Here is an 11,801-nt window from a genome sequence, read left to right as displayed (position 1 = left end):
ACCATCGCAGGACACGCCGCAAGTACGTCCCTGTAGGCTCTTACGCGGCATCCATGCCGCGTAAGGTCCCGCGACGGTGAGCGGGCAAGGACCAGTTGAGATGGTCGGTGCGTGGTTGCAAGCAGACCATGGCGTGCATCGTCCGGATCACCTTGCGTCCGACAATTTTCCCGTCGCGCGCTGAGCAACGGGCGGACTGCCAACAAGCAATCTATGGAACTCTGGGCGTCTCACCGCCTAGCAATAAGCGTGTTTTTTTACCTGAGCACCAACTAACTTATTGGTGCAGTGAGGCCGCCGCGCCCTCGACCCACTAAGCTTTGCTTGCGTTGCCTGCGCTCTGAAAACGGACATGCAAAAGGCGCCTCGCGGCGCCTTTTGCGTTGAAACGTATTGGCCGGTCAGTTCCAGCTCAACACGACCTTGCCGGCCTTGCCTTCTTCCATCAGGTCGAAGCCCTTCTGGAAGTCGTCGATCGGCAACTGGTGGGTCAGCACCTTGTGCAGCGGGAAGCCCGACAGCACCAGTTGCGTCATCTTGTACCAGGTCTCGTACATCTTGCGGCCGTAGATGCCCTGCACGGTGAGGCCCTTGAAGATGATCTTGTCCCAGTCGCAACCGGCGCCGCGCGGCATGATGCCGAGCATGGCGATCTTGCCGCCGTGGTACATGCAGTCGAGCATGTCGTTGAAGGCGCGCGGGTTGCCGCTCATTTCCAGGCCCACGTCGAAGCCTTCCATGTGCAGGTCGGCCATGACGTCCTTGAGCGAGGTCTTGGACACGTTGACCACGCGCGTGGCGCCCATGTCGGCGGCCAGCTTGAGGCGGAAGTCGTTGACGTCGGTGACCACCACATTGCGCGCACCGATGTGCTTGCAGATGCCGGCGGCGATGATGCCGATCGGACCGGCGCCGGTGATCAGCACGTCCTCGCCGATGACATCGAACTCCAGCGCGCAGTGCGCGGCGTTGCCGTAGGGGTCGAAGAACGCGGCCAGCTCGGAGGGAATCTGGTCGGGGATCGGCCACAGGTTGCTGGCCGGCATCACCATGTACTCGGCGAAGGCACCGTTGACGTTGACGCCGATGCCGACCGTGTTGGGGCACAGGTGCGGGCGGCCGCCGCGGCAGTTGCGGCAATGTCCGCAGACGACGTGGCCTTCGGCCGACACGCGCTGGCCGACCTGGTAGCCGGTTACCGCCGAACCGAGCTCGGCCACGCGGCCGACGAACTCATGGCCGATGGTCAGGCCGGGGGTGATGGTGCGCTGGCTCCACTCGTCCCACAGGTAGATATGCAGGTCGGTGCCGCAGATCGCGGTCTTTTCCAGCTTGATCAGCACCTCGTTGGGGCCAGGGCTGGGAACGGCGACCTGTTCCAGCCAGATGCCCTTGTTTGCTTCGCGCTTGACCAGCGCCTTCATCGTCTGCGCCATCTGGCGGGACCTGCTGAGTGAAAGTAAGGCGGCGATTATATGCGGCGCGCGGTGAGTGCATGTGGCGGTGCAACAGCAATGGTCCCCGTGCGGTCGGGGGCAGCGGTGGCGCTGGGTTGGTTGGCAGACAGCATGTGTTTGTTGCGGGGCGGTTGCCCCCATCCGCCCTTCGGGCACCTTCCCCCGCAAGCGGGGGAAGGGCGGGGAAGTCGAGAAACAGGCAACGCAACAAACAGGGAATTCGAGAAGCGGGGAATTCGAGAAGCAGGGAGGCAACAAGTAAGGAATTCGAGGCGCAGGGAAGCCAGCAAGCACGTAAGTCAACAAGCAGGCAAGTTGCAGTGCAGGAAGGGGCACCGCAGCGGGCCGATGCGATCGACGCCTTGCGTGAATGCGTCGGTGTCCATGCAGGGAGGGCAGACACGCAGGGAAGGCAGAAAGGAAAAGCGGGGAAGACAGAAGAGAATCAGGAAAAACAGAAGGAAAAGCTGGGGGAGACAACAAGCAGATGAGGCCGAGATACGGAGCGGCCGAGCAGGCGTGAAGGCCCGGAAAAGTAACTTGCCGACCTGATCGAGGTATCGGGGAGTGTCGGCATGCCTTCTCCCGCATGCGGGAGAAGGTGGCGCATAGCGCCGGATGAGGGCGCCTTAGGTGGTGCAAAGCTGCTTAGAACTTCACATCCAGGCTCATGAAGTACTGGCGCGGCGCGCCGACCACCATGGTCTGGTTGTAGCCCTGCGGATCGGAGGCCACGTAGCCGTTGGTGCCGGTGCTGGCGAAATAGCGCTTGTCGGTGAGGTTGGTGATGTTGAGCGCCAACGCCACATCGGCCACCCCGCCCACGCGACCGAAGTCGTAACGCGCGCCCGCATTGAACAGCCAGTACGAGGGCACCTGCGAATCGTTGAGGAAGGTGATGTAGCGCTTGTCGACATACTTGCCGTCCAGATCCAGGCGCAGGTTGCCGAGTTGGTAGCTGGCGCTGGAGGAGAACATCAACGCAGGGATGCCGACCACGTCCTTGCCGGAGGTGGCGACCACGCCGTTGTTGAGGTAATCGTCCTGGTAGCGCGAGCGATTCCACGACAGCGAATTCAACCAGCTCAGGCCTTCCATCGGACGCCACATCAAGGCCAGATCCGCACCTGCGCTATGCACGGCACCCACATTGCTCAGGATCGCCGCGCAGGTCTGCACCGCGCTACATGGCGAGGTGGTCAACAAGCGGTTGGAGAACTTGGTGAAGTAGGCGTCGGCCGACAGCTGGAACTGCGCATCCTGCACGCGGTAACCCACCTGCACGGTCTGCGATTCTTCCGGCTCCAGCGTGGAGCGGCTGCGGTCGAACGCCGCCTGCGAGGTGCCGAACGGGGTGAAGCCGAATGCGGCGATGTTCTTGCTGTAGGAGGCGTAGATGTCCTGGCGCTCGTCCAGCTTGTAGTTCACGCCAACCTGCGGCAGGAAATTGTCTTCGGCGCGGATGCGGCCCTGTGCCAGCGCGGTGGTCGGCACCAGGGACTGCGCACGCGTGGTGGTGCTGAGCGCCTTTGCACCGTAGTTGATGGTCAGGCGGTCGTCGAGCAGGCGCACGCTGTCCTGCAGGTACAGCATGCGGGTCTGGGTGGTGTAGCGCTGCAGGAAATCGCGGCGGAACGGCGTCTGCACTTCGTACACGTTGTACAGCGAGGTATAGCCCTCGTTGCCGAGCGCGAAGTAGTTGCGCTGCTGCGTGGTACGTGCGTTTTCCGCCCACAGGCCCACTTCCAGATCGTGGTTGCCCCACGCCCATTTCAATGCGCTGGTGCCGCCGTAACGATCCAGGCCGTAGTCGGTGGTGCGCATCGACAGCGGAACCTGCGCAGAGGTCGGTACATACGGCGTCACCCACTGACCTTCGCCTCGATTGCCGTGGTAGTAGCCGGTGGCATCCAGCGTGGCGCCGCCGAACACGAACGTGCCCGACAAACCGGCCAGGTTGTCGCGGCGCAGGCCACCACCGGCGTAGTAACTGGCGTCGAGCCAGCTGTAATCGTCGGGAAGTCCGGCCAGCGATTGCGGATAGCCGTTGGCCACGCCGCTGGTGGCACCGGTGGTTTGATATGCACGTGCCATCTGCACCGCGGTGGCCCAATCCGGCTGCAGATAGTCGTGGTCCCAGCCCAGCGCGCGCTGGCTGGTCAACGACAGGTCCATGTAGTCGTATTCCTTGCGCCGCGAGGTATCCACGAACAGGCTCAGACGGTTGCCATCGCCCCACTGGTAGACGGTCTTGAGGTTGGCCTGCTCGGATTGCTGGTCGCCGAAGCCTTTCCACTTGTCGGTGCTGGCATTGGCGTAGGACAGATACGCCGACAGGCCATTGCGGTCGCCGGTGTCGCCACGCATGAAGGTGCGCCGCGTGGCATCGCTGCCGACCGTCTGCACCAGGCGCAGGCCGGGCGTGGTCTGTGGATCGGCCGAGTAGAACTGCATGGTGCCGCCGAGGTTGGTGTTGGACGCAGTCCCGAGCGCACCGGCGCCTTGCGCGATCTCCACCGAGCCGAGGTTCTCCGAAATGATGGCGCGGGTGATGTGCAGGCCGTTGGTGACGCCGTAGCTCATGTTGCCGAGCGGAATGCCATCGAGCGTGTAGCCCAGCCGGCTCTGGTCGAAGCCATGCAGGGTGACCTGCGTGGACCACTCGTAGGTGCCGAACGGATCGGCCGACTGGAACTGCACGCCCGGCAATTTTTCCACCGCCTTGAAGGCGCTGCTGCCCGGTGTCAGCTGCTCGATGTCCTGCCGGCTGATGCGCTGGACCTGGCGGGTGCTGCCTTGCGACACCACATTGATCGCGTCCAGCTGGGTGGCATTGGCGGCGGCATCGGCCACGGTGGCCGGGGCATCGGCTACCGGCGCCCCTGCAACGGCAACCGGTGTGGCCGCAGATGCGATGACCGGAAGCAGCGCGGCCAGGGCAAGCGCCAGCGGAGTGACATGAAAGCGACGAGCGGAAGTCATGGGGGAATCCTGTTCAAGCACGGCTGAGGGCGACGCACGGTGCAAGACCGGCGTTTCGCGACGCAGGGTGTCAACGACGTATGAAACATTGATGACGGTGGCTGTCGCAAAACTGTCGTGCTTGACCGCTATACGTGTCCTACCCGGCCGCAGTGCGCGGCATGTACACGTATTTCTCGCAGGTCCCGTAGCCATGACGTCTTCCCCCTCGCGCCGCGATTTCCTCAAGCGCGTCGCCGCGCTGACCGCCGCCGGCGCCCTGCCGTCCTCGATCGGCCGCGCACTCGCGCTGCCGGCCAACTCGCGCACCGGCACACTGCGCGACATCGAGCACGTGGTGATCCTGATGCAGGAGAATCGCTCGTTCGACCATTACTTCGGCGCGCTGCGTGGCGTGCGTGGGTTCGGCGATCCGCGTCCGTTGCAGCTGCGCGACGGCCACCCGGTCTGGAGCCAGCCGGCCGCGGATGGGCGCCGCCTGCTGCCGTTCGCCTTCGATTCGCAAAACACGTCCGCGCCGTTGATCAAGAGCCTGGATCACTCCTGGAAAGCCGGCCACGGGCAGGACCCGGCGCGCTGGGCCGAGTACGACGCCTGGGTGCCGTACAAGGGCGAATTGACGATGGGGTATTTCCAGCGTCACGACATCCCGTACTACCACGCACTGGCCGATGCCTTCACCATCTGCGACGGGTATTTCTGTTCGTTGCACGGGCCGACCAATCCCAATCGCATGTATCTGTTCACCGGCACCAGCGGCACCAGCGTGGGCAATCTCGGCGCGCAGGTGGTGACCAACGCCGACGACGGCAACTGGACCGCCGACATGGCACGCGACAAGCCCGGGTATGCGGCGATGGACTGGACCACCTACGCGCAGCGCCTGCAGGCCGCAGGCGTGGATTGGCGCGTGTACCAGGAGTACGACAACTTCGGCTGCAACTCGCTGGCGTATTTTTCGCACTATCGTGATCTGCACCCCGACGACGAACGCTATCGGCGTGCGCGTGCCTGCGTGCCCGGTTCCACCGCCGACAACGCCGCCACCACGCAGGCCGAGCATCTCATCGCCGCGATCGCCGCCGACGTGCAGGCCAACCGCTTGCCGCAGGTGTCCTGGATCGTGCCGCCCACCGCGTACTGCGAACATCCGGAAGCGCCGCCGGCCTATGGCGAGTCGCTGGTGGCGCGCCTGATCGATGCGCTCACCGCCAACCCACAGGTGTGGGCCAAGACCGCGTTGATCATCAACTACGACGAGAACGACGGCTTCTTCGATCACGTGCCCGCAGCGTTGCCGGCGTTGGATGCGCGCATGGGGCGCAGCAATGTCGACACGCGCGGGGAGGTCTACGCCGGCGTGCCGATGGGCTTGGGCATCCGCGTGCCGATGCTGGTGATCTCGCCCTGGACGCGCGGCGGCTGGGTCAATTCGCAGGTGTTCGATCACACCTCGGTACTGCGGTTGCTGGAACGCCGCTTCGGCGTGGCCGAACCCAACATCAGCCCGTGGCGCCGGGCGGTCAGTGGCGATCTGACCAGCGTGTTCGATTTCCGCAAGCCGGACGATTCGGCAGTGAGCGCACTGCCGTCGGTCAACGACTACCGCGCGCGCACCGCCGCGGTGCGCGACAAGCCGCTACCGGTGCCGCCGACCAGGGCCAGCATGCCGCGACAGGAGCCGGGACAACGTCCGGCACGTGCATTGCCGTACGCCTTGCAGGTGCACGCGCGCGTGCAGGGCGAAGGTGGCGTGCAACTGCAGTTCGTCAACAGCGGCGCTGCGGCGGCCGCGTTCAATGTCTACACCAGCGCTGCAAGCGGCGGCCCGTGGTACTACACCGTGTTGCCCGGCACCCAGCTGGACGATGTGCCGGTCGGCGCTGCGCACAACGGCGCCTATGCGCTGAGCGTGCATGGGCCCAATGGTTTCCTGCGCGAATTTGCCGGCGACCTCGCTGCAGCCGGGACGCAACCGGCAGCGCCGTGGTTGGAGGCGCGGCAGGACGGCGAGATGCTGGTGCTGGACATCGGCAACGCCGGGCGGCAACCGTGCACGCTGCAGCTGCGCGCGCTGGACTATGCAGACCCGGCCGTACGGTCGATGCACCTGGCCGCAGGTCAGCGCCAGACCGTGCGGCTGGCGCTTGCAGCCAGTGATCACTGGTACGACGTCGTGCTGGAACAGCCCGGAACCGCGTTCCGCCGCCGGCTGGCCGGGCATCTGGAAACCGGCAGGCCCAGCCGCAGTGATCCGGCATTCGGGCGCGCCTGAGCCGGTGTCGTGGTTTCGCCGGCGATGGCCGCGCAGGGCAGGCTGGTTGTGCCGGCCTTTGATGGCAACTGGAAGTCGGTGAGCGGCAGCAGGATCTCCGATCCGGCGATGACTCGCATCGTCGCCGTGGATCGCGGTGGTTGCGCTGGGTCATGACGGAAGTGGCCCCCGGCACCGCCACCGCTGCAGCAACCCGACCTGCGCTGACGCGGGCGGCCGGCACCGCAGCGGGAGGGGTTATCATGCGCTCCCGTTTCGCTGCGGCGAGCCGGCCCCTTCCCCCAAGGAATCTCTCGCGCATGCGCATCCTGCTTGCCCGTCACGGCGAGACGCCGTGGAACGCCGAAGGCCGCTACCAGGGCCAGATCGATATCCCGCTGTCGCCGGTCGGCGAAGGCCAGGCCGCCGCGCTCGGCGCGCGTCTGCAGTCGTTGGAGATCACCCGCGCGGTGGCCTCGCCGCTGTCACGCGCGCAGGCCACCGCCAGGCTGGCGCTGGGCAGCGCGCGCGAAAACCTGCTGCAGACCGATGCAGACCTGCAGGAAATCGCCCACGGCGAATGGGAGGGCCTGCTGGCCAGCGAGATCAACGACAAGGATCCGGCACGTCTGCGCGCCTGGCGCGACGAGCCCGATACCGTGCTGATGCCCGGCGGCGAATCCCTGCGTCAGGTGCTGGACCGCAGCTGGCGCGGCCTGGCGCGCGCGGCCGATGGCCTGGGCGCGGCCGACACCTTGCTGGTGGTCGCGCACGATGCGGTCAACCGCGTGATCCTGTGCAAGATCCTGGGCCTGCCGCTGTCCCGGCTGTGGACCTTCCGCCAGGCGCCGACCACGCTCAACCTGCTCGAAGGCGAGGACGTGGATCACCTGGAAGTGGTGCGCCTGAACGACTGCGCGCACCACACGCCGTTCTTTGGTGAAGCCAAGCATCGGGCGCTGTAAGGCAACGCCTGGCAAGCATGCAGGACACGCTGTGGCGCGTCATCCCGGGATCATCGCCAACTGGCCCAAGGTGCTTCGGTACGTTGTCTTGGGCAGTGTGTGCGGCCTGTTGGCGCTAGGGGTGTTTTCCGACTTCATTCCCGCACCGTTTCTTTCGGGTCGGAACTGGGTAGCGCCGATGGTGCTGCTGGGAGGCGCATTGACGGTGCTGATCTTTGCGCCGGCCTATCGCATCGGGGGATGGAAGGCGGTCTTCGGTACGCGGCCGCTGAACACGGTTCTGGCGATCTGCCTGGCGCCGCCGCTGTTGGGATTTCTGTGCTGGCTCGTACTGGCTCTGGGAGCGCCGTGGGTGTACACGCGGATGGCCGGTGTCGATTTCAAGGAAACGCATGTGATGCAGGTCGAGTACTTTCAAAGCGGGCGTTCGTGCAAATACCGATTGCGTGGCGGGCCGCTGGAAAATCGGTTTCCCGGCCATCTGTGCGTCAGCGAGGCGCTCTATCGTCGGCATCTCGATCAGCAGGTGACCGTGGTGTTGACCGGTCAGCGCTCGCTGTTGGGAATGCGGGTTGCAGCGATCGAAGACGCCCGGTGATCGGGACGTCCGACACAGACAATTGGAGTCGGCAACGACAGGCGCATGCGCCTGGGCAAGATGGCGTCGTTTGTCCGACTACGTGAGGGCCTGAAAATTCGCGATAATGCGGTTCTTCCTGCGCAGTCCCCGCCGTGAACGCAACCGACTCCCTCTCCGACTGGCTCGTCTATATCGAGCAGCAGCATCCAAGCACCATTGCCATGGGCTTGGAGCGCGTGCGCGAGGTGGCGGCACGTCTGCAGCTTGCCGCGCCTGCCAGGCACGTCATCGTGGTCGGTGGCACCAATGGCAAGGGGTCCACCGTGGCCTTCATCGAGGCGATCGGGCGCGCCGCCGGCTGGAAGGTGGGCAGCTACACCTCGCCGCATCTGCTGCGCTACAACGAGCGTGTGCGCATCGATGGCGTTGATGCGAGCGATGCCGCGCTGGTCGAGGCATTTGCGGCGGTCGAGGCAGTGCGCGGCGACACCACGCTGACCTATTTCGAATACGGCACGCTGGCGGCGCTGTGGCTGCTGCAGCGCTCCGCGCTGGACCTGGCGGTGCTGGAAATCGGCCTGGGCGGGCGCCTGGATGCAGTCAATATCGTCGATTCGGATGTGGCGGTGATCACCACCGTGGATATCGACCATACCGATTGGCTGGGCGATGAGCGCGAAGCGATCGGCGCCGAGAAGGCCGGCATCATCCGCGCGTGGAAGCCGGTGGTGCTGGGCGAAATCGACCCGCCATCGAGCGTACTGCGGCGTGCCTACCAGCTGGGCGCCAACGCGATCCGCGCCGGCAGCGATTATTTCTTCGAGCCGATCGAGGCGCAGCATCCGGAAGCGCCGCAGTGGCGCTGGCGCGATGTCGCGGTGACGCTGGAGCTGCCGATGCCGGCCCTGCACGCCCCGGTGCAGCTGGCCAATGCGGCCGCGGCAATTGCCGCGCTGCAGGCCTTGCCGGAAGCGCTGCCCGATGCCGCGTGGGCGCAGGGAATTTCCAGCGCGCAGGTGGTCGGGCGATTGCAGCGCTGTGACGTCGATGGCGTGCAGGTGCTGCTGGACGTCGGCCACAACCCGCAGGCCGCGCGCGCGCTGGCCGATGCACTGGGCGCGCAGGCGCACACGGGCAGCACGCATGCCATCTACGCCGCACTGGCGGACAAGGACGTGCTAGGCGTGGTGGAGGCGGTGGCCACGCAGGTCGACCACTGGACCCTGGCCGGGCTGGACGGCGCGCGTGGGCAGTCGGCGCAGGCCTTGCAGGCCCGTCTGCAGGGCAGTGCGGCAGCGCAGGCGGTATGTCACGGCGATGTGGCGGGCGCATTGGGCGCAGTGCTGGCGCAGGCCGCCCCCGGCGATCGGGTGCTGGTGTTCGGCTCGTTTCATACCGTTGCCGACGCGCTAAACGCACTTCGTTCAGTCCACCCGGGGCGGTAGCCCGGCTGCGGCCTTATAATCGCCGCGGCACCCCGCCACGCCGCCTTTCGTCTCTCTACGTGGATACTGCTCTGAAACAGCGACTGATTGGCGCCATCGTCCTGGTGGCGCTCGCCGTGATCTTCCTGCCGATGCTGGTCAAGGGCCCTGCGCCGTCGAGCGGCGTGGCCGACGTGCCGCTGGAGGCACCTGCCGCACCGGCCAATGGCGAGTTCGAGACCCGCGAATTGCCGCTGGTCACCCCGGGCGATGCGCCGGCCGGTGGCGCGCTGGGCATGCGCGGTGCCGCCACCGCGCCGGCCGCGGTGCAGGACAACCCCGATGCAGCCGATCTGGCCAACCCGGCCAGTACGCCATCGGCACCCGAGGTGGCGGCCGGCAACTACGCGGTCAACTTCGGTGCCTACGCCACCAGCGCCGATGCCGACGCGGTACTGGCGCGGCTCAAGCAGGCGCAACTGCCCGGCTTCAGCGAGAAGATCCAGATCAACGGCCGCCCGGCCTGGCGCGTGCGCGTGGGGCCGTATGTCGATCAGGCCCAGGCCGAAGCGGCGCGCCTGCAGGCGGTGAAGGTGCGCAGCGATGTCAACGCCCAGGTGGTGACGCTGGATGCCAACGCCGCCGCGCCGGCGCCGGCAGCCAGCACGCCGGCGCCCGCGACGGCCGCCAAGCCGACCAGCAGCGTGGCCGCCGCCGGCACGACCGCTTCGACCAAGACCGAAAGCCTGCCGCCGGAGCCGGCCAAGCCGGTGGCCACCGCGCCCAAGCTGGCCGAAGCGCCCAAGCCTGCCCCGGCCAAGCCGGAGGTGGCGAAAACGGAGCCAGCCAAGCCCGAGCCGGCCAAGCCGGTCGTCGCGGCGCCCGCCGCGCCGGCAGCGCCTGCAGCCAGCTCGGTCGGCTTTGCGGTGCAGCTGGGCGCCTTCGGGCGGGCCGAAGACGCCGACGCCTTGCGCGACCGCGTGCGCGCCGCCGGCTTCAGCGCCTTCGTCGAACAGGTGCGCACCGACAAGGGCGCGCTCAACCGCGTGCGCGTCGGCCCGGTCGCCAATCGCGGCGATGCCGAACAGCTGCGCGCGCAGGTGGCGGCCAAGGTCGGCATTTCCGGCATGGTGCGTCCGCATCCGTAAGCCACTGCGCCGCCGTCGGGCGGGCGCGGTCAGTGCCGAGGATCGGCAGTCGGGTGGTTCGCTGCGTGGTGCGGCTCGCCCGCAGCACGCCGGGTCACCGTTTCGCGTGGTATCGCCAGCGGCGAGCGGATTTCCTGATCGCCTCACACCCATGGAGGGGAGCGCAATGAACACCGAGCCAGGTTGGACCAGCGGCGTGCGCGCCGCGCGGAGAAGTGGGCAATGATCGACATGGTGCTGGGCGTCATCATCCTGGTGTCGGCCCTGTTGGGCCTGCTGCGCGGGTTTGTCGCCATCGTGGTCGGCACGCTGTCGTGGTTGCTGGCCGGCTGGGCGACGTTCCAGTTCGGCGGGCCGGCCGCGCGCTGGATTGCCGATGGCAAGCATCCGTCGGCCACCGAGTCGTTCGGCGGCTATGCGATGGTGTTCGTCGGCGTGCTGATCACCGTGGCGGTGATCGGCATGGTGATCCGCGCCGGCGTGGACGCGGTGCGCCTGGGCGGGATGGACCGCATGCTCGGCTTCGGCCTGGGCCTGGTACGCGGCGGCTTTCTGGCCAGCGTGCTGGTGCTGCTGATGAGCTTCACGCCGCTGCCGCGCGAGCCGGCCTGGCGCCAGTCGATGCTGATGCCGATGCTGTCGCCGGGCGCGAGCTGGATGCGGGCGCAACTGCCGGCCTGGCGGATGCCGTCGATGGACATGCCATCGATGGAACTCGGCAACCTGCCAACGGAGTTGGGGAAGTTGCCCTCGGCAGGCGATAATACGGACCTGGGCAAGGCGCTGTCCGGGTCCGGTCTGAGTGACACCATCACGCGTGCGCTTGGACAACCCGGCAAAGCTGCCAGCGACGGACGCAATCCGGCGCAGGCGATGCCGGCCAATATCGATCCGGCGCAGGTTCGCGGCGGAGAAAGCGACCCGGCTCGGGTCGAGCCCCAAGGCCAGGCACGGCCCCCTTCACAGTAACGGCGCAAGCCGTAGCGGAGAA

Annotated in this window: 8 protein-coding genes and 1 pseudogene; 7 read left to right on the top strand and 2 right to left on the bottom strand. The window is 66.7% G+C overall.

The annotated features are described in order from the left end of the window. Positions 1-401 precede the first annotated feature (401 nt). Both tdh and EO139_RS16050 read right to left on the bottom strand, forming a co-directional pair. Positions 402-1,436 (bottom strand): L-threonine 3-dehydrogenase, encoded by a 1,035-nt coding sequence (gene tdh, locus EO139_RS16055; RefSeq protein WP_206515153.1) that lies wholly within the window; start codon positions 1,434-1,436, stop codon positions 402-404. A gap of 669 nt (positions 1,437-2,105) precedes the next feature. After that, complete coding sequence (locus EO139_RS16050; protein ID WP_126971442.1) at positions 2,106-4,439, bottom strand: TonB-dependent receptor; 2,334 nt, start codon at positions 4,437-4,439, stop codon at positions 2,106-2,108. A gap of 193 nt (positions 4,440-4,632) precedes the next feature. Between EO139_RS16050 and EO139_RS16045 the strand changes: the two genes are divergently transcribed. From EO139_RS16045 to EO139_RS16015, 7 genes and pseudogenes are all read left to right on the top strand, one after another. Further along, positions 4,633-6,714: a phospholipase C, phosphocholine-specific gene (locus EO139_RS16045; RefSeq protein WP_126971440.1), complete on the top strand. Its 2,082-nt coding sequence runs from the start codon at positions 4,633-4,635 to the stop codon at positions 6,712-6,714. A gap of 15 nt (positions 6,715-6,729) precedes the next feature. Next, positions 6,730-6,884 (top strand): annotated as a pseudogene (locus EO139_RS16040) (S46 family peptidase); the annotation flags it as partial. Positions 6,885-7,013: 129 nt separating this feature from the next. Then, positions 7,014-7,658 (top strand): histidine phosphatase family protein, encoded by a 645-nt coding sequence (locus EO139_RS16035; protein WP_104582476.1) that lies wholly within the window; start codon positions 7,014-7,016, stop codon positions 7,656-7,658. Positions 7,659-7,746: 88 nt separating this feature from the next. Beyond that, on the top strand, positions 7,747-8,256 hold the full coding sequence (locus EO139_RS16030; RefSeq protein WP_126971497.1) for a hypothetical protein: 510 nt from the start codon (positions 7,747-7,749) through the stop codon (positions 8,254-8,256). A gap of 134 nt (positions 8,257-8,390) precedes the next feature. Then, complete coding sequence (gene folC / locus EO139_RS16025) at positions 8,391-9,683, top strand: bifunctional tetrahydrofolate synthase/dihydrofolate synthase (protein ID WP_126971438.1); 1,293 nt, start codon at positions 8,391-8,393, stop codon at positions 9,681-9,683. 59 nt (positions 9,684-9,742) lie between these two features. Next, on the top strand, positions 9,743-10,810 hold the full coding sequence (locus tag EO139_RS16020) for an SPOR domain-containing protein (RefSeq protein WP_126971436.1): 1,068 nt from the start codon (positions 9,743-9,745) through the stop codon (positions 10,808-10,810). 222 nt (positions 10,811-11,032) lie between these two features. Beyond that, entirely contained in the window at positions 11,033-11,779 is a 747-nt protein-coding gene (locus EO139_RS16015) for a CvpA family protein (protein WP_126942406.1), read from the top strand. Positions 11,780-11,801: the final 22 nt, after the last annotated feature.

Origin of the sequence: Xanthomonas sp. BRIP62411 (assembly GCF_003993525.1) — a bacterium.
Lineage (GTDB): Bacteria > Pseudomonadota > Gammaproteobacteria > Xanthomonadales > Xanthomonadaceae > Xanthomonas > Xanthomonas euroxanthea.
Note: the sequence above shows the minus strand (reverse complement) of the source record. Positions and strands in the feature narration are given on the sequence as shown.

Excerpts from the sequence above, each read along its gene's own strand:
- tdh (WP_206515153.1), bottom strand. The coding sequence starts at position 1,436 with ATGGCGCAGACGATGAAGGCGCTGGTCAAGCGCGAAGCAAACAAGGGC.
- EO139_RS16045 (WP_126971440.1), top strand. The coding sequence starts at position 4,633 with ATGACGTCTTCCCCCTCGCGCCGCGATTTCCTCAAGCGCGTCGCCGCG.
- EO139_RS16050 (WP_126971442.1), bottom strand. The coding sequence starts at position 4,439 with ATGACTTCCGCTCGTCGCTTTCATGTCACTCCGCTGGCGCTTGCCCTG.
- EO139_RS16035 (WP_104582476.1), top strand. The coding sequence starts at position 7,014 with ATGCGCATCCTGCTTGCCCGTCACGGCGAGACGCCGTGGAACGCCGAA.
- EO139_RS16015 (WP_126942406.1), top strand. The coding sequence starts at position 11,033 with ATGATCGACATGGTGCTGGGCGTCATCATCCTGGTGTCGGCCCTGTTG.